A 15,870-nucleotide genomic window follows, 5' to 3' on the forward strand; every position below is an offset into this window, starting at 1 on the left:
TGCTCAGTCGACATCGGCCACCTCCGCATCGTCGGTCCAGGGACGATCCAGGCCCAGATTCGCCACCGCACGGGCCCAGCGGCGCGACAGGCTGCCATCCACCTGGGCCCCCGCGGCCTCGAGCAGACAGCCGCCGGGCTCGACCGCGGGGTCGGCCACCCATTTGATCTCGACGCTGCCGAATTCGCCTGCCGGGGCATTGGCCAGAACCTCGTGGTCGACCGGGTTCAGCCGGACCACCGCGGTGCGGGCGTCCACCGACAACAACCCCAGGGCCTCCCGGATCACCGGGCGCAGCGCCGCCGTGTCCTGGGCCAGCTCACGCCGCACGACCTGGCGCGCCAACTCACAGGCCACATCCAGCACGCCCTGGGCCACCACCTGCTCGGCATCGGCAAAGCGCTGCTCCAGCGAGGCCAGCAAAGCGTCGAAACGCTGACGCGCCTCGGCGCCCTGCTGGGCGATGTATTCATCGAGCCGGCGCTGCCCTTCCAGCGAGGCCTCCAGCCGGCCCTGCTCCAACCCCTGCTGAAAGCCCTCCTGGTGCGAGGCCTCCAGCATGGCCGGGCTGATCACGGGCTCGGCGGGCGCCTGGGCGGCCAGCATGGCGGCGACACGCCGGTTCTCGTCCACTTCGGTGAACTGCCATTGGGCAACGTCGTCGATCTCCTCACTCGGGATGAAACGGGCGTACTGACGGGCGCGATTAGATGAGTTGGTCGTCACCGCCGCCTCCGATCACGATCTGGCCTTCGTCGGCCAGACGCCGCACCGTCTTGAGGATTTCCTTCTGCTGGGCCTCGACCTCGGACAGCCGCATCGGGCCACGGGATTCGAGGTCTTCGCGCAGCGTTTCGGCAGCCCGAGAAGACATGTTCGACAGGAAGCGCTCCTTGAGCTCGGGCGCCGCGCCCTTGAGGGCCACGATGAGGGTCTCCGAGGCCACCTCCTTGAGCACCATCTGGATGGCCTTGTCGTCGAGCTTCATGACGTCGTCGAACACGAACATCTTGTCCATGATCTTCTGCGCCAGGTCGGGGTCATAGCCCCGGATCGATTCGAGCACCGTGCCCTCGATGTTGCTGCCCATCAGGTTGATGATCTCGGCCGCCGTCTTGATGCCGCCCAGCGAGGTCTTGCGGATCTTGTCGCCGCCGGCCAGCACCTTGAACAGCACCTCGTTGAGGTCTTTCAGCGCCGTCGGCTGGATGCCCTCGAGGGTGGCGATGCGCAACAGCACCTCGCCACGCTGGCGCTCGGTCAGTTGGGACAGCACTGCGGCGGCCTGTTCGTAATCCAGGTGGACCAGGATGGCGGCCACGATCTGCGGGTGTTCGTTGCGCAGCAACTCGGCCACCGACAAGGGGTCCATCCACTTCAGGCTTTCGATGCCGGAGACATCGCCGCCCTGCAAGATGCGATCGATCAGCAGCGAGGCCTTGTCGTCGCCCAGGGCGCGCCGCAGCACCGCCTTGACGTAGTCACCGGTGTCTGACACCAGCAGGCTCTGCTGCGCAGCCGCCTCGGTGAACTTGTTGACCACGTCGTCCACCCGGTCGCGCGAGACGGAGCGGGTGCGGGCGATGGTCTCGCCGAGCTTCTGCACCTCTTTGGGCGACAGGTGCTTGAACACCTCGGCCGCCTCTTCCTCACCCAGCGACATCAGAAAAATCGCCGCGTCGTTCAGACCTTGTTCGTCCATATCATCTCTCCGGAGAGTGCCTGATCATGCCGGCGCTTCGCCGTTGACCCAGGTCTTGATGATATTAGCCACCGCAATCGGATTCTGCTTGGCCAATTGGCGTGCGTCCTCAAGGCGCAGCTGCTCCTTGGTCGGGGGCACCGGCGTATTGTCGGCCGCCGGGGCGGGCAACAAGTCAGGCCGGCTGGGGGTCTCGGACTCGATGGCATCGAGCTGGGTGCCCGCCACGGCTGGCACCACGGGCTCAACCTTGGGCGCATTCATCGCCTTCACGGCCGGGCGCACCATGCCCATCAGCACAATCAGCCCAAACAAGACCATGCCGACCGGCCAGGCAAAGCTCTTCGCCAACTCCAGCATCTCCGGCTGCTTCCACAGCGGCACCGGCGTGTTGTCCGTGGCCAAGGCCATGAACGGGGTGTTCATCAGGTTGACCGAGTCACCGCGCTCCTTGCTGTAGCCGATGGTGTCGCGAACCAGCGCTGTCATCTGCTCCAGTTGCTCAGCTGTCAGAGGCTTGTTCACAGGCTTGCCCTTTTCTTCAGGGCCGCTCTGGTAATTGACCACCACGGCCGCGCTCAGGCGCTTGACCGCGCCTGTGCCGCCCTTGACCACCTTGACCGTCTTGTCCACCTCGTAGTTGGTGACCGACTCCTTCTTGGTGGGGGTATTGGTGCCGCCCGCCGGCGCACCCGCGGTCAGCGTCGGTGCAGCGCCGTTGATAGGGGCATTCGCCGCTGCTGCGGGTTGATTGCTGGTGGCACCAGGCACGCCGGTGGGCGGGGTGGCCGCAGTGCCGCCACCGCTTTCCACCACCTGCTGGCTGCGCACGGCCGCGCTGTCAGGGGTCTGGTTGGGCTTGTGCAACTCCGAAGTCGATTCAGTCTGAGAAAAATCAATTTCAGCCGTCACCTGCGCCTTGACGTTCTGCCGCCCCACCACCGGCTCCAGGATGTCGATGATGCGCTTGCTGTAGAGCTGCTCGATCTGCTGCACATATTGAAGCTGCTGCACATCGCCGCCGGCGCCGGCCGCGTCAGGGGTGGCCGACAGCAGCTTGCCGTTGTCGTCGATCACACTCACGGCGGCCGGGTTCATGTCCGGCACGCTGGATGCCACGAGATGCACAATGCCGGCCAGTTGGGCCCGGTCCAGGATGCGTCCCGGGTACAGGGTGACCAGCACCGAAGCCGAGGGCTTGAGCTGCTCGCGGAAGAACCCGTTCTGATTGGGCAGCGCCAGGTGCACGCGGGCACTCTGGATGGCCGCCACCGCCTGGATGGAACGGGTCAGCTCGCCCTCCAGACCCCGCTGGAAGTTCAGCCGCTCCTGGAACTGGGTCACGCCAAAGCGGTTGCCCTCCATCAACTCAAAGCCGGTCACCGACCCCTTGGGCAGCCCTTGGGAGGCCAGGCGCAGGCGCAGGTCATGCACGCGATCTGAGGGCACCATGATGGCGCCACCGCCCTCGGAGTACTTGTAGGGCACATTCATCTGGGCCAGTTGCGCCACCACCGCGCCACCGTCCTTGTCGCTGAGGTTGGCGTAGAGCACCTTCCAGTCGGCCTGGCGCGTCATGAAGGTGCCGGCCAGGGCGACCACCACCAGCAAGGCGATGCCCAGCGCAAGCTTGATCTTCTGCGACCGATCCAGCTCGGCGAGCTTTTGTGTCCACGATGGGGCCACTGGGGTAGCGGTAATTTCAGCGACGGCAGACATCTTGTTTCCAGGTCAAAGGGGTGGCAATACACCTCAGGTTGGAGCCGATTATTCAGCCTGACCGCCGCGCCATCGCCGGGATAAACCAGCTCTTTGGACCTCAATTCAAAGGTCTGCCACCCCGCCAAGTCCCTAACATCGGCGTCAATGATCTCACCGGAGAAGCGCCATGGATCTGCGATTCCCCTCGACCGCCACCCTCAGCCCACTCAGCACCCGCACACCGCAAATCGGCAAGGCCGGCACCGGCGCGGCCGGGCAGACCTCATCCACCGGCAGCGCCGGCTTCTCGGGTGAGTTGAGCAACGCCCTCAAATCCGTGAGCGCCGCCCAGAACAAGGCCACCCAGATGCAGCAGGAAGTGCAGATGGAGAACCCCAATGTCAGCCTGGAAGACACCATGATCGCCATCCAGAAGGCCCAGATCGGCTTTCAGGCCACCATGCACGTGCGCAACCGCATGGTTCAGGCCTACACCGACATCATGAACATGCAGGTCTGAACCCCTCGCCCCGCCAAGCACGACCCCAAACAAAAAGCCCGCTTCGGTCAACGAAGCGGGCTTTTTGTCATCGAGGGCCCTGTTTCAGGCCCCAGAAGCATCAAGGGAGCCCGCCGAAGCAGGCCCATCCCATCAGTGGAGCAGTCGCGAGCCGCCGTCCAGCAGACGCTGGATGTCAGAAAGCCGAGGCTCGGCCAGGTTGCGGATCAGGGCGTCGTTGCGCAGGATGCGCAGCATGATCTTGCCCTTCTCGCTGCGGTCCTCGCTGGCCAGAGGCTCCACCTGGGACTGGTGGTGCAATTGCTCGATCAGCACCGCACAGGCACCTTCGAGTTGCATGACCTGCTCCCAGTCTTCACGTTGTGCGGCCATCAACATGCGCTGGCTGGCGCCCTCGATGGCCTTGTAGTAATCAAGCAGAGATTGTTGCTGCACGTTATGCCCCCTTGCTATTCAACGTGTTTGAGGTCTGATGGCCTTCCAGGCCTCAGCGACGGGTCGGATCAGTTCGATCACGGATTGGACAGCCTCGGGACTGTTGCTCAAATTGGCCTTGGTCAGTTCAAACACCGCGTAGCTGTAGAGCGAATCGAGGTTCTTGGCCACATCGCCCCCTTCCTTTTCGTTGAGAACACTGCGCAGACCATCCTGAAGAATCTGGATGGCCTTGTTGAGATACCGGGACTTCTCCTGGATATCGCCGCGGCTCATGGCACCCGACACCTTCGAGAGGCTGTCCAGCAAGCCGTCGAACAACAGAACCACCAACTGATGCGGATCCGCACCAGTGATACTGGTTTCGACGCCAACACGTTGATAGGCAGATGCAGCTCGGGTACTCACGGGTGTAAACATTCTTTTGGCCTCGCAAATTGTCGCACGGTACAACTGGTGTATCGGCAGCCCGGCCCGGTTCTGAAGGGCTCAATAGCAAGACATTTGGCAGGCTATTCCCAGAGGGCTTCACAAACCCCCTGAACAAGCCGGATTCACACTCTATATAGAAGGATCGAGAACGCCCCAGATCCCACCCGACACCCGTGAGCGAGACCCGCCGGCACCCCGATTGCCAACTTGTTTGCACTCTCGCTCACAAGTAGACCTAAAGTTTTCTGCGCACGACCCGAAAAACAATGCAACGGGCTTCAAGAAGGGTTCGTTGCCAAGCCTGCGACACCGCAGGTTTGACATCAGCGATAGGCTGATTTTTAACTTGAAGGAGCTTCAAAATGGCAATGACCATCAACACCAACGTCAACTCGCTGACGGCGCAACGTAACGCAAGCGCCAACCAGATGAGCCTGTCCACCTCGATCGCACGCCTGTCTTCGGGTCTGCGCGTCAACAGCGCCAAGGACGACGCCGCCGGCCTGGCCATCGCCACCCGCATGGACGCCCAGGCTCGAGGCATGACGGTGGCCATCCGTAACGCCAACGACGGCATCTCGATGCTGCAGACGGCTGAAAGCGGCATGCAGACCGTGTCTGACATGCTGCAGCGCATGCGTGAACTGGCTGTGCAAGCGACCAACTCGACCAACACCTCGTCCGACGTCGCCTCGCTGAACCAGGAATACACCCAGCTGGCAGGTGAAATCGGCCGTACTGTGAGTGCCGTTCAATTCAACGGCACTTCGATCCTGACCACCACCGGCGGCTTTGATTTCCAGGTCGGCGCCAATTCGGGTCAAACCATCACCATTGGCTCGGGCACATTGAACCTGAATCAGGCCAGTTCTGTGTCTGCCGTTTACGCAGGCAGCGCCGCCAGCGCTTTGACCACATCCGCAAACAGTGCAAACGCCAGCAACATTGATGCGATCGACAAGGCCCTGCAAGCCATCAACGACAGCCGCGCTTCACTGGGTGCTGCGCAAAGCCGCTTCCAGAACACGGTCAACTTCCTGCAAAGCGCAGTGGAAAATCAGACTGCTGCCAAGGGCCGCATCATGGACGCCGACTTCGCCTCGGAAACCGCCAACCTGAGCCGCGCACAAATCCTGCAACAGGCCGGCACAGCGATGATCGCCCAAGCCAACCAGCTGCCCCAGGGTGTGCTGTCTCTGCTGCGTTAAGCCAGCGCCCGCTTCAAGTTGAACCTTCGAACCCCGGCATAAGCCGGGGTTTTCTACTGGAGTTGCGGCTTTTCATTTGGAGGTTCGCTTGCTAGAGTAGAAGAGCGCAGGCTCTCTATCTGCACCAGGGGATACCAACATGACCATTTCTTCACCCGGCATTGGCAGCAATGGCCTTGACGTCAATGCGATCGTCACCAAGCTCGTCGCCGTCGAGAGCCAGCCCGTTACCCTGCTGCAGAAAAAGGGCTCTCAGATCCAGAGCACCATCTCCTCCTGGGGCACCGTGAAATCCCAGTTGTCCGCGATCCAGGACGCGGCCTCTGCGCTGCTCGACAAATCGGCCTGGGCATCACGCACCGTCAGTTCAAGCAACAGCAGCGCCGTGAGTGGGGCCGTCACCACAGGCGCGCTGGCAGGCAACTACAGCGTGTCAGTGACCCAGCTGGCTCAGTCCCAAACCACCTTGTCGAGCGGCATCACCTCCGGCAGCGCCATCGGCTCAGCAGGGCGCCTGGACATACAGGTCGGCCAGTGGAGTGGCAGCACATTTACTCAGGGCAGTGGCTCGACCGTGAGCGTCACGGTCAATGCCACAGACACCTTGAGTGACATCGCCACACGCATCAACGGCTCCAATGCGGGGGTTAGCGCATCAGTCGTGACATCAGGGGGGCAGGACAAACTGGTGGTGCGAGGTGCCAACACCGGCGACAGCAACGGCTTTCAGATACAGGCCTTTGACAGCGGCGGCACGGCCATCACCGATGGCACCACGGGCGCAGGCAAGCTCGCCTATGCCAGCAACGGCACGAGCATCGTCGGCATGGGTCTGTCGCAGGCTGCCAAGAATTCGGCGGCTACGGTCGACGGCGTCGCAGTGAGTTCCACCAACAACCAAATCACCGGAGCTGTCTCAGGCCTCACCCTCAATCTGCAGCAGGTTACCACCTCGCCCGTAACCGTGAGCGTGGCCGCAGACACCACGACGACCAGCGACAAGGTGAGCGCCTTCGTGACGGCCTACAACCAGGCCATTTCGGCCATGCGTAACCTCACAAAATACGACCCCAGCACAAAAGCATCCTCGCCACTGCAGGGCGACAGCACGGCCATCGGCCTGCAAAATGCGCTGCGCCAGATGGTGGTGGGCAACGGTCCTGCCAGCAGCAGCTACAGCAGCCTCAGCGCCGTGGGCATCTCCATGCAGCAAGACGGCACCCTGGCGGTCAACAGCACCAAATTGAATGCAGCCATCACCAGCAACCCCAGCAACCTGGAGTCCCTGTTTGACGCCAATGGCGGAAGCACCACGACGAACGGGATTGCCCGGCGCATCCGAGACTTTGCCATGGCGGCCAACAACACAGGCGGCAGCGTCTCCAACCGAACCTCGGCCCTGCAGACAGCCCTGACCCGCAACAGCACCGACGTGACCAAGATGCAGGATCGGATTGCCGTGATCCAAGCCCGTCTTTACAAACAATACAACTCGCTGGACACCAACCTGACCAGCCTCAACAGCCTCAGTAGCCTAGTCAACCAGCAGATCACCACCTGGAACAAATCGTCAGGCTGACGCGCTCACCCGCCACCACCCGGCCAAGGCGACGATACCCGCCTCACCCCTCCCTCACCTCTCCAGCCCGGCGCCCCCATCACTGCGGGGCAAACCTGGGCCAGACGCTCAGAGGACACCGACACCCGGTAAAAGTCCCGAACTGAGCGGCCAGAAGCCCGCTTATCCAGCCTTCTGTTTTTCTCCCAAGCCGAATAATTTTCACAACACTCGGCTGGGATCGGTCGCTGTATTCCGTACAGACATCGCACCGTGTGGATCGTTCATCTTGCATTCATTGAAGGAGCCGTCCCATGGCAATGACCATCAACACCAACATCAACTCACTGAACGCCCAGCGCAATGCGCAGGCTACCCAGATGAGCCTGTCCACCTCGATCCAGCGCCTGTCCTCGGGCCTGCGCGTCAACAGCGCCAAGGACGACGCGGCCGGCCTGGCCATCGCCACCCGCATGGATTCCCAAGCCCGCGGCATGACTGTCGCGATCCGCAACGCCAACGACGGCATCTCGATGCTGCAGACGGCTGAAAGCGGCATGCAGACCGTGTCTGACATGCTGCAGCGCATGCGTGAACTGGCTGTGCAAGCGACCAACTCGACCAACACCTCGTCCGACGTCGCCTCGCTGAACCAGGAATACACCCAACTGGCCTCGGAAATCGGCCGCACTATCAGCGCGGTGCAGTTCAATGGCACCTCCATCCTGACCACTACCGGCAACTACGACTTCCAGGTCGGCGCGAATTCCGGCCAAACCATCACGGTCAATTCTGGAACGCTGAACCTGAACCAAGCCAGCAGTGTCTCTGCCGTCTTTGCGGGCAGCGCAGCCAGCGCACTGACCACCTCCGCAAACAGTGCGAACGCAGGCAACATCGACGCCATTGACAAGGCGCTGCAAAGCATCAACGATGCACGTGCGCAATTGGGTGCGGCGCAAAGTCGCTTCCAAAACACCATCACGTTCCTTCAAAGTGCCGTGGAAAATCAGACGGCGGCCAAGGGACGCATCATGGATGCAGACTTCGCAACAGAAACCTCCAACCTCAGCCGAGCCCAAATCCTTCAGCAAGCTGGGACTGCCATGATCGCTCAGGCCAATCAGTTGCCACAGCAGGTTCTGTCGCTGCTGAAGGGCTGAAGACGCTTCACCCACAGGGTGAAGCGAGCAAGGCTTTTCGCAGATGTCGACAAAGGATCAACACGAATGGCAACACCTTTACACTCTTGTTCAGAGTTGGCCTTGGCCACCTGTACAAGAGGTTTAAGCGTGAATCCACCACGGCAGCCGTGCCTCCGACGCCTTGATGTACGCCACCCGCGTTGCCCAGAAATACCTGCAGAAAGTATTCGCCAACCATGCCAACGCAAGAGACCGTGAGCCCCAGGCCAGAAAAGCACCCGTACTACATCGCGACGTCAGACTATGACGGCAATGCGGTCCATGTCCATCAAATGCATCTGTTGTGCCACGAACTGAACAGTCGTGGCGCTGAAGCCTATGTGTTCGGTGCACGTCATCTCAATGGTCATTGGTGGACACCCATCCTCTCCCTGGAACAAAGAGCGGCCCATTACAAGGCGGGCAAAAAGCCCGTCTGGATCCATCTTTCAACCAGCGGAACCTGGCGTGAACAGTCCCACTGGACGCTGGCCTACACGCCGGAATCACTGACAAGCCACATGCCCACTTTCGCCAAGGGTCGCATCACATTTGCCAGCGGAACAAACCCTGCCACCCTGACACTCCCCTTGGCTTTGCCATGGATCGAGGAAGGGCTGTATCACCCGGACCCGGAAGCAAGACGCGGCGAGGCCCTGGTTTACGCGGATCGCTACCTCAAACTGGGTGGCAAACTGCCCACCAGACACGAGACACTGGTCAATCTCGCCCAGCACCTCAACACACCTCAAGAACGAGCCCAGGCACTGCGCCAGGCCTCACTCATCTATTGCTACGAGCCGGGAGCGATCACCACGGAAGCCTTGTTGAGCGGTTGTCCGGTGGTCTATGTGCAAAACGACCGGACATTGATCGTTCCCCCTACCTCCAGTTGGCAAAAATGGGGAACCGCCTGGGGAGAAGATCCTGAAACCTTGATCCGGGCCCAAGGAGAAATGGCGAGCTTTCAAGAGGCATATCGGAACAATCTGCAAAACGCTGGTGCAGAGCTGAGTGAATTTATCGAACAAACACAGCAGGCCTTGCAGAAACAGCCCTTTGACGCTGCCTGGTCCAATGAGTCGGTATCCCTGCTCGGCGAATTGGTCATCGACACCAAAGACATGGCGCAGCACGCCGACCAGAGCAAGTACCAACGCATCCAGCAGCAATTCAAAACTTGGCGCAAACGGACAACACTGCGCGAGATCGACGGAGAAATCTACGCAGAACACGTGGCCAGCGGCGCGCTCCCCGCTTTCGCAGTGTGCGTGTTTGTTCGCAATGGCGATCTGGACGGCCTGGCTCAGACTCTGGACAGCCTTGAGCAAAACTTCTATCAGGCAGCCGAATTGCATGTGCTGGCGGATTTTGAATGCCCGATTCCTCTGTCGGAACTTGGACCGAACTGTGTATGGCACAGCGGAGTGGATGCCTCTGAAGCTTTCGCAGTCCCCCTGCCTGAATGGCTGCTTCTGGTGGAGTCCGGGGCTCAACTGGCCCCCCAAGCCCTGGTGGAATTTGCTTTGGCAGCACGCAACCCGACAACGGCACTGCTGTACTCAGACGAGTCCCTCATCGCCAAAGACGGCACCGAAACCCCCCACTTCAAACCCCAACTCAACACCGAATGGCTGCACAGCACCAATTACCTTGGGGCTGTTGTAGCGATTCGCGCCGAACACTGGCTGAACAGCCCGGCGCCCAAAACGTTTGAGTCGGTCTACGCGCTGGCCCTTCACCTGAGCGAAAAGCCCCGGGCGATCCAGCACATAGACACCGTGCTGTTCAGCAGCGACGGCCATGTATCCGCATCGCGTGAGCTGATTGAATTGCAGCAACTTGAGCAGCATCTGACTCAGCGAGGTCTGCACGCCACCGTCACCGCCCAAGCGATTGCTGGCTGCCGTCTGCTGCAATATCGCAGCGAGACGCCGCGTGGGGTCTCAATGATCATCCCCACAGGTTATCAACTGGGCTATCTGCGCTGCCTGCTGCAATCTCTCAAAACCTACCAGGAAGATGAGTTGCTAGAGGTCATCCTGGTAACCCAAGCTGATCACGAAGTCGCTACTCGCAACGCAACAGCAGACATCGGTCTGCCCGTGCCGCTGCACCTGATAACGACGCCTGCAGGGCCTTACAACCACGGACTGGCCCTGAATGCCGGAGCCGCCACGGCCAAGGGCGATGTCTTGCTGTTCGCCGACGACGACACAGAAGCCATTCAACGACACTGGCTGAGCCAACTCACCGCCTACTACGATCAGCCTGATGTGGCTTGCGTGGCCCCGCGCCTAGTGCTGCAGATCGGTGACAAGCCGACGCTTCAGAGTGGCCCCATGAGCCTGGGCATCACAGACTGGGCTGGCAGTTACAACGGAGAGCGTCGGCTGTTGGAAGAACAGGGTGTCTTCTCTCGTCTGCAAACCTCGCAGGATGTCGCCACGGTGGCAGGACACTTTTTCCTGCTGCGTCGGGACTGCTGGCAACAATTGGGCGGCTTTGACACCGAAAGCCGCCACACCTTCACGACAGTGCATGATTTCTGCATCCGTGCCAGTCAACAAGGTCAGCGCCATGTGTGGACGCCGGTCAGCTCCGTTCTGCACCAAGGCGGGAAAACCCTGGAAGCGCTGGCGCGCGAGCCTGGCCGGATGTATGAAATCCAGGCTTCGGCGCTCAAGGAAAAACAATCCTTCATGCAGCGATGGATCCAGTTCATTGCAAGCGACGGGCGCTACAACCGACACCTGTCGCTTCAAACACCTTACGACGTGGAAGCGAATCTGGTGATCGACTGGATGAGCACACGAAAAGACCGCCCGACCGTGCTTGCCTTCCCGATCTCCAGCGGATCAGGTCAGTACCGGGTTGTTGAACCCCTGAACGCCTTGCAACATGCCGGCCTGGCCCAGACCTGCAACGTCTTTCCGATCAGCAGCTCCCAGTTCCGCACCCCCAACCCGCTGGAGGTGACCCGCGCCAACCCGGATCGGATCATCGTGCAGCACTCAATCGGTGACGCCCACTTGCAACTGCTGCGGGATTACCGGCGGACCAATCCAGCGTTGTTCACCATCCAGACCGTGGACGACCTGTTCCATGATCTACCGGAGAAGCACCACCTGCACAACATCCACCAGCGCGAAGGCTATGTGCGCATGCGCGAGGCCATGAGCTTGTGCGATCGCGTGATCGTCTCCACCCAGCCCCTGCTGGAGGAATACCGGGGCTACTGCAAAGACATTCGCGTGATGCCGAACTGCCTGGACGATCAGGTCTGGGGCCAATTCTACAAAGTTCCGGCTCCACGATCACGCCTGCGCGTGGGCTGGGCCGGCGCGGCCCAGCACCTGGGCGATCTGGAAATGATCGGCGAGGTGGTGGCCCGGTTCAAGGACGAGGTCGACTGGATCTTCATGGGCATGTGCCCCGACAGCCTGCGCCCCCATATCAAGGAGTTCCACCCCTTCGTGTCGTATGTGGACTACCCGGCCAAGCTGGCCTCGCTGGACCTCGACATCGCCATCGCCCCGCTGGAGGACAACCCCTTCAACCGCTGCAAGAGCAATCTGCGCCTGCTGGAGTACGGCGCCATGGGCTGGCCGGTGGTGTGCTCGGATGTCTACCCCTTCCGCACCGAGAACCCGCCCGTGCTTCGCGTGCCCAACGAAAAAGAGGCCTGGATCGAATCGCTGCGGCGCCTGATCGATGACAGCGCGCTGCGTCACCAGATGGGCCGGCAATTGAATCAGTGGGTCAGCGACAACTTCTACTTGTCCAAGAACACGGACAAATGGTTTTCAGCCATTTTTGATTGACCCATTTGCACCGGGAATCAGCCCTTCCATTCGGAGCGAAGTCAGGACGGGGCCCCTAGAATTGATCAAGGCGCTGCGGTGACGGCGCACATCAATTTCCATCTGCCTGGAGCATCCGACATGAAAGCAGTCATCCTGGCCGGCGGGTTGGGCACCCGCATCAGCGAGGAAACCCTGACCCGCCCCAAGCCGATGATCAGCATTGGCGGCAAACCCATCCTCTGGCACATCATGAAGATGTACTCCAGCCATGGCATCAACGACTTCGTGATCTGCTGCGGCTACATGGGTTATGTGATCAAGGAGTACTTCGCCAACTACTTCCTGCACACCTCGGACGTCACCTTCGACATGACGACCAACCAGATGGAGATCCACGAACACCACGCCGAACCGTGGCGTGTGACGCTGGTGGACACCGGCGACAGCACCCAGACCGGGGGGCGCATCCGGCGCATCCGCCGTTATGTCGAGAACGAACCCTTCTTTTGCATGACCTACGGCGACGGTGTGTCCGACATCGATATCACTGCCGAGATCGCCTTCCACCGCAGCCACGGCAAGCTGGCCACGGTGGCCGCCGTGGCGCCTCCGGGTCGCTTCGGCACGCTGGAAATCGCCGAGGGTCAGGTGCAGGCCTTCACCGAAAAGCCCCTGGGCGACGGCAACCTGATCAACGGCGGCTTTTTTGTGCTGTCCCCCCAGGTGCTGGACCTGATCGAGGGCGATGACAGCATCTGGGAAGACAAGCCGGTGCACGCCCTGGTGCGCCAGCAGCAGCTCGCCGCCTACCAGCACACCGGCTTCTGGCGCCCCATGGACACCTTGCGCGACAAGACCTACCTCGAAGAACTCTGGGCCAGCGGAGCCGCGCCGTGGAAGAACTGGTGAACCGCCGCTTCTGGGCCGGCAAGCGCGTCTTTCTGACCGGTCACACGGGCTTCAAGGGCAGCTGGCTGAGCCTGTGGCTGCAGGCCATGGGGGCCGAAGTCTGGGGCTTTGCCCTGCCGCCCGGCACCCCCATCAACCTGTTCGAAGTGGGCTCGGTGGCCCAGGGCATGCACTCCCGCTTGGGCGACATCCGCGACCTCGAGGCCCTGAGCCAGGCCATGAACCAGGCCCGACCGGACGTGGTGCTGCACCTGGCCGCCCAGGCCCTGGTGCCTCTGTCGTACGAGCAGCCCCTGGACACCTTCGCCACCAATGTGATGGGCACCGCCAACGTGCTGGAAGCCGTGCGCCGCACCCCCGGCGTGCGCGCGGTGGTGGCCATCAGCAGCGACAAGTGCTACGAAAACCAGGAGTGGGTGTGGGGCTACCGTGAAACCGACCCCATGGGCGGGTACGACCCTTACTCGGCCAGCAAAGGCTGCACCGAACTGGTGGTGGCCTCGTACCGGCGCTCCTTCCTGAACGCGGCCAACGTGCCGGTGGCCAGTGCCCGCGCCGGCAATGTGATTGGCGGCGGTGACTGGACCCCCACCCGCCTGGTGCCCGACGTGCTCGCCGCCTTCTCGGCGCAACAGGCCGTCACCCTGCGCCAGCCCGGTGCGATCCGGCCCTGGCAGCATGTGCTGGAGCCCCTGAGCGGCTACCTGGCCCTGGCCCAACGCCTGCACGAGCAAGGCATGGCCTGGGCCGAAGGCTGGAACTTCGGCCCGCACGAATCCGACGCCCGCACCGTGGGCTGGGTGGTGCAGGAGCTGGCACGCCGCTGGGGCCCGGATGCGCGCTGGCAAACCGAGACCCAGGCCCAGCCCCATGAAGCCCACACCCTGAAACTGGACTGCAGCAAGGCGCACAGCCGCCTGGGCTGGCAACCCCGCTGGCGCGCCGACACCGCCTTGCAACACACTCTGGACTGGCACCGCGCCTGGCAGGCCGGCGCCGACATGCGCCAGCAGACCCTGGACCAAATCACCGAATTCGAAAGCGCCGCATGAGCCTGACCCGACACCAGCTGACCGCCGCCGCCGATGGCCAGGTCCACCTCAACCTGCCGGAACTGGCCGGCCAGGAGCTCGAAATCATCGTGCGCCCGGCCCGCGCCGCCGCCACGGCCCAGCCCTGGCGCGCCGGCATCGACGCCATCCCGCCCTCGGGCAAGGTGGTGGGCGACCCCGAAAAGAACGCCATGATCGATGCCGCGCTCGACGCCTGGCTGACCACGGGCAGATTCAACGACGCCTTCGAGAAACGCCTGGCCGATTTTGTCGGCGTCAAGCACGCGCTGACCGTCAACTCGGGCTCCTCGGCCAATCTGGTCGCCTTCTCCACCCTGACCTCGCCACGCTTAGGGATACGCGCCATCCGCCCCGGTGACGAGGTGATCACCGTGGCCGCCGGCTTTCCGACCACCGTCAACCCCATCATCCAGAACGGTGCCGTGCCGGTGTTTGTCGATGCCGTGCTGCCCACCTACAACATCGATGTGTCCCAGCTGGAGGCGGCCCTGTCGCCCCGCACCAAGGCCATCATGATTGCCCACACCCTGGGCAACCCCTTCGATCTGGACGCCGTGTGCGCCTTTGCCCAGGCGCATGGCCTGTGGCTGGTGGAAGACTGCTGCGACGCCCTGGGCTCGACCTGGAAGGGCCGCAAGGTGGGTACTTTCGGACACCTGGCCACCCTGTCGTTCTACCCCGCCCACCACATCACCATGGGCGAAGGCGGCGCGGTGCTGACCAGCGACCCGGAGCTGCGCCAGATTGCAGAATCGTTCCGCGACTGGGGCCGCGACTGCTGGTGCAAGCCCGGCTGCGACAACACCTGCGGCAAGCGCTTCAATTGGCAACTGGGCAGCCTGCCGGCCGGTTACGATCATAAGTACACCTACAGCCACCTGGGCTACAACCTCAAGATCACCGACATGCAGGCCGCCTGCGGCCTGGCCCAGCTGGATCGCCTGGAGGGCTTTGTGCAGGCGCGCAAGGACAATTTCGCCTACCTGAGCGAGCAACTGAAAGACTGCGCCGACCTGCTGGTGCTGCCCGAGGCCACCCCGGGCAGCGACCCGTCGTGGTTCGGCTTCCCGATCACCCTGCGCCCCGAGGCCGGGCTCAACCGCCAATACCTGCTGCAGTACCTGGACGAGCACCGCATCGGCACGCGTTTGCTGTTTGCCGGCAACCTGATCCACCAGCCCTACATGCAAGACCGGAACTTCCGCGTCGTGGGCTCGCTGAAGGCCGCCGACCAGATCATGAACGACACCTTCTGGATCGGTGTCTGGCCCGGACTGAGCCGGGCCCAGCTCGACTACATGGTGAGCCAGCTCCGGCAGGTGCTGGGCCTCAACTTCTGAGC

Annotated in this window: 13 protein-coding genes; 8 read left to right on the forward strand and 5 right to left on the reverse strand. The window is 62.1% G+C overall.

Going from position 1 to position 15,870, the window contains the following annotated elements:
- Positions 1 to 3: 3 nt before the first annotated feature.
- The 3 genes from L880_RS0114915 to fliF are packed head-to-tail and all read right to left on the reverse strand — an operon-like array spanning position 4 to position 3,421.
- The gene (locus tag L880_RS0114915) at positions 4 to 726 is read right to left on the reverse strand and encodes a FliH/SctL family protein (RefSeq protein ID WP_027476362.1); all 723 of its coding nucleotides are present in this window, start codon (positions 724 to 726) and stop codon (positions 4 to 6) included.
- Entirely contained in the window at positions 707 to 1,702 is a 996-nt protein-coding gene (gene fliG / locus L880_RS0114920) for a flagellar motor switch protein FliG (protein WP_027476363.1), read from the reverse strand. The genes L880_RS0114915 and fliG overlap by 20 nt, the downstream gene beginning before the upstream one ends.
- 24 nt (positions 1,703 to 1,726) lie before the next feature.
- Positions 1,727 to 3,421 (reverse strand): flagellar basal-body MS-ring/collar protein FliF, encoded by a 1,695-nt coding sequence (gene fliF, locus L880_RS0114925; RefSeq protein ID WP_027476364.1) that lies wholly within the window; start codon positions 3,419 to 3,421, stop codon positions 1,727 to 1,729.
- Positions 3,422 to 3,590: 169 nt separating this feature from the next.
- Between fliF and fliE the strand changes: the two genes are divergently transcribed.
- Positions 3,591 to 3,923, forward strand: a complete 333-nt coding sequence (gene fliE / locus L880_RS0114930) for a flagellar hook-basal body complex protein FliE (RefSeq protein WP_027476365.1) — start codon at positions 3,591 to 3,593, stop codon at positions 3,921 to 3,923.
- Positions 3,924 to 4,055: 132 nt separating this feature from the next.
- Here the strand turns inward: fliE and L880_RS0114935 are convergent, their stop codons facing one another.
- Together L880_RS0114935 and fliS are read right to left on the reverse strand one after the other, a co-directional pair.
- Positions 4,056 to 4,358, reverse strand: coding sequence for a flagellar protein FliT (locus tag L880_RS0114935; protein WP_019576234.1), 303 nt, complete (start codon positions 4,356 to 4,358; stop codon positions 4,056 to 4,058).
- Between the two features lie 18 nt (positions 4,359 to 4,376).
- Entirely contained in the window at positions 4,377 to 4,766 is a 390-nt protein-coding gene (fliS, locus tag L880_RS0114940; protein ID WP_245615173.1) for a flagellar export chaperone FliS, read from the reverse strand.
- Positions 4,767 to 5,152: 386 nt separating this feature from the next.
- On the opposite strand from fliS, the gene L880_RS0114945 reads away from it, so the two are divergent.
- The 7 genes from L880_RS0114945 (at position 5,153) to rfbH (ending at position 15,868) form a co-directional block, all read left to right on the forward strand.
- The gene (locus tag L880_RS0114945; RefSeq protein WP_027476367.1) at positions 5,153 to 5,998 is read left to right on the forward strand and encodes a flagellin N-terminal helical domain-containing protein; all 846 of its coding nucleotides are present in this window, start codon (positions 5,153 to 5,155) and stop codon (positions 5,996 to 5,998) included.
- Between the two features lie 139 nt (positions 5,999 to 6,137).
- Positions 6,138 to 7,577, forward strand: a complete 1,440-nt coding sequence (fliD, locus tag L880_RS0114950; protein ID WP_027476368.1) for a flagellar filament capping protein FliD — start codon at positions 6,138 to 6,140, stop codon at positions 7,575 to 7,577.
- A 293-nt stretch (positions 7,578 to 7,870) separates the two neighbouring features.
- On the forward strand, positions 7,871 to 8,719 hold the full coding sequence (locus L880_RS0114955; RefSeq protein WP_027476369.1) for a flagellin N-terminal helical domain-containing protein: 849 nt from the start codon (positions 7,871 to 7,873) through the stop codon (positions 8,717 to 8,719).
- Between the two features lie 218 nt (positions 8,720 to 8,937).
- Positions 8,938 to 12,564: a glycosyltransferase gene (locus L880_RS0114965; protein WP_084461329.1), complete on the forward strand. Its 3,627-nt coding sequence runs from the start codon at positions 8,938 to 8,940 to the stop codon at positions 12,562 to 12,564.
- Positions 12,565 to 12,684: 120 nt separating this feature from the next.
- Entirely contained in the window at positions 12,685 to 13,455 is a 771-nt protein-coding gene (rfbF, locus tag L880_RS0114970) for a glucose-1-phosphate cytidylyltransferase (protein ID WP_027476372.1), read from the forward strand.
- Positions 13,440 to 14,507 (forward strand): CDP-glucose 4,6-dehydratase, encoded by a 1,068-nt coding sequence (rfbG, locus tag L880_RS0114975; RefSeq protein WP_027476373.1) that lies wholly within the window; start codon positions 13,440 to 13,442, stop codon positions 14,505 to 14,507. The genes rfbF and rfbG overlap by 16 nt, the downstream gene beginning before the upstream one ends.
- Positions 14,504 to 15,868, forward strand: coding sequence for a lipopolysaccharide biosynthesis protein RfbH (gene rfbH / locus L880_RS0114980; RefSeq protein ID WP_043329578.1), 1,365 nt, complete (start codon positions 14,504 to 14,506; stop codon positions 15,866 to 15,868). The genes rfbG and rfbH overlap by 4 nt, the downstream gene beginning before the upstream one ends.
- Positions 15,869 to 15,870 lie beyond the last annotated feature (2 nt).

It is taken from the genome of Curvibacter gracilis ATCC BAA-807, assembly GCF_000518645.1.
Classification (GTDB): Bacteria; Pseudomonadota; Gammaproteobacteria; order Burkholderiales; family Burkholderiaceae_C; genus Curvibacter; species Curvibacter gracilis.

Coding starts and splice junctions, on each gene's coding strand:
- fliD (WP_027476368.1), top strand. CDS start 6,138: ATGACCATTTCTTCACCCGGCATTGGCAGCAATGGCCTTGACGTCAAT.
- L880_RS0114945 (WP_027476367.1), top strand. CDS start 5,153: ATGGCAATGACCATCAACACCAACGTCAACTCGCTGACGGCGCAACGT.
- rfbF (WP_027476372.1), top strand. CDS start 12,685: ATGAAAGCAGTCATCCTGGCCGGCGGGTTGGGCACCCGCATCAGCGAG.
- fliG (WP_027476363.1), bottom strand. CDS start 1,702: ATGGACGAACAAGGTCTGAACGACGCGGCGATTTTTCTGATGTCGCTG.
- L880_RS0114965 (WP_084461329.1), top strand. CDS start 8,938: ATGCCAACGCAAGAGACCGTGAGCCCCAGGCCAGAAAAGCACCCGTAC.
- L880_RS0114955 (WP_027476369.1), top strand. CDS start 7,871: ATGGCAATGACCATCAACACCAACATCAACTCACTGAACGCCCAGCGC.
- fliE (WP_027476365.1), top strand. CDS start 3,591: ATGGATCTGCGATTCCCCTCGACCGCCACCCTCAGCCCACTCAGCACC.
- rfbH (WP_043329578.1), top strand. CDS start 14,504: ATGAGCCTGACCCGACACCAGCTGACCGCCGCCGCCGATGGCCAGGTC.
- fliF (WP_027476364.1), bottom strand. CDS start 3,421: ATGTCTGCCGTCGCTGAAATTACCGCTACCCCAGTGGCCCCATCGTGG.